This window comes from Mesorhizobium sp. M7A.F.Ca.US.006.04.2.1 (assembly GCF_004022915.1).
Classification (GTDB): Bacteria; Pseudomonadota; Alphaproteobacteria; order Rhizobiales; family Rhizobiaceae; genus Mesorhizobium; species Mesorhizobium ciceri.
Genome location: NZ_RZQA01001283.1, coordinates 1 through 1,198 on the forward strand (window position 1 = coordinate 1; position 1,198 = coordinate 1,198).

General features: G+C 58.0%; 1 protein-coding gene and 1 pseudogene. One reads left to right on the forward strand and one right to left on the reverse strand.

The genetic code is table 11. The features are described from left to right. Window positions 1–189: pseudogene (locus EN925_RS39970) on the forward strand (ATP-dependent DNA ligase); the annotation flags it as partial. A 565-nt stretch (window positions 190–754) separates the two neighbouring features. Here EN925_RS39970 and EN925_RS36650 read toward each other — a convergent pair. After that, on the reverse strand, window positions 755–988 hold the full coding sequence (locus tag EN925_RS36650) for a hypothetical protein (protein ID WP_027162013.1): 234 nt from the start codon (window positions 986–988) through the stop codon (window positions 755–757). Window positions 989–1,198 lie beyond the last annotated feature (210 nt).

Genomic DNA, 1,198 nt, shown 5'->3' on the forward strand with positions numbered 1-1,198 from the left:
GCCCTGACCAAAGCCATGCGCGAACGCCTATGGGCCAAGGTGCAAGAGGGGAAAGGCACGCCGAAGGGAGCGGACAAGCCCGACGCCGAATGGATCAAACCTGGCCTTGTCGGACGCGTGAAGACCTTGAAGCGCGAGGACAAGCTGCGCCATGCGACTTTGCGAGCGATCCGCGAGGCGAAATTATGACACCGCAGCCGTATCGCCCCCTGTGGCAATCGAACTCACTGGCGAACGCGCAGCCTTGAAGCCCGTCCGAATGGCCATCGAGCAGGTCTGCCCTCCCGGCGTGCTGCCATCCGAGGAATGGTTGACGGGGCTACTATGGCCCAGAGCCGATCTATGAAGGCGAGGCATTGGCCAAGGCGATCATTGAGACCGTGGAGCGCCTGACGAAGTAAGCCCGCCGCTGAGGACACAATTACAGCGGCGGGCCTTGCACTTGCACCAGAGCTTGGATTTGAGGAGGGGAATCTCAACCAAGCACATTTCCAACTTCGATTTCAGAAACAGGTTCCAGCCTACGAAAAGATTTGATTGCGGGTGGCCCGCCACCGGGTCTCGGAGCCAGTGGCGGGCCTTGCTCGGCTGTTTCAAGGAGATTTCCTTGCCAAGCGCATTCCGAACTTCGACTGCGGACGCATGTTCCTCCAGGTCGGCGCAAGAGTTTATGCACCCGGTGGGCTTTAATGACCCTTAGCGCGATCCTGATATTCGTCCTGTCGCTTCGGCGGGTTGATCATGCGCTGTGTTCTCAGTTGGCCGGGCGTTTTGGCTTTGTCACGGAGGTAGATCCGTCGAGGAGATCGAGAAATGAGTGCAACGCCTTCACCATCATCCGTGCCCCGTTTTCGTTCAATGTGAAGGATCGCTTTCCCTCGTCAGTCAACAGCCCGACCAGGCAGACCCTAGGATTGTCACGGTCATCGATATCGATTGTGACGCCCGATACTCCTGGCAGCATTACGTCCTTTGGCTTCTTCGGCATCACAACAACCTTGACTCGTTCTCACTCCGTTCCCATTTTGGGCGGGCCTCGATCCTTGTCAATGAGACGACCGTAAATGTGTGGACGCGTTTTTGTAAAATCGACCATCCCGGACATGGTACGGCGCTTCGAGTTCGCGCACCCTGGCGACGTTGAGCGTTTGGGCAACGGGTTCCCGGTCTGGAATGGCGCGCCCAGCCTGACTTATCC

Excerpts from the sequence above, each read along its gene's own strand:
- EN925_RS36650 (WP_027162013.1), bottom strand. The coding sequence starts at position 988 with ATGCCGAAGAAGCCAAAGGACGTAATGCTGCCAGGAGTATCGGGCGTC.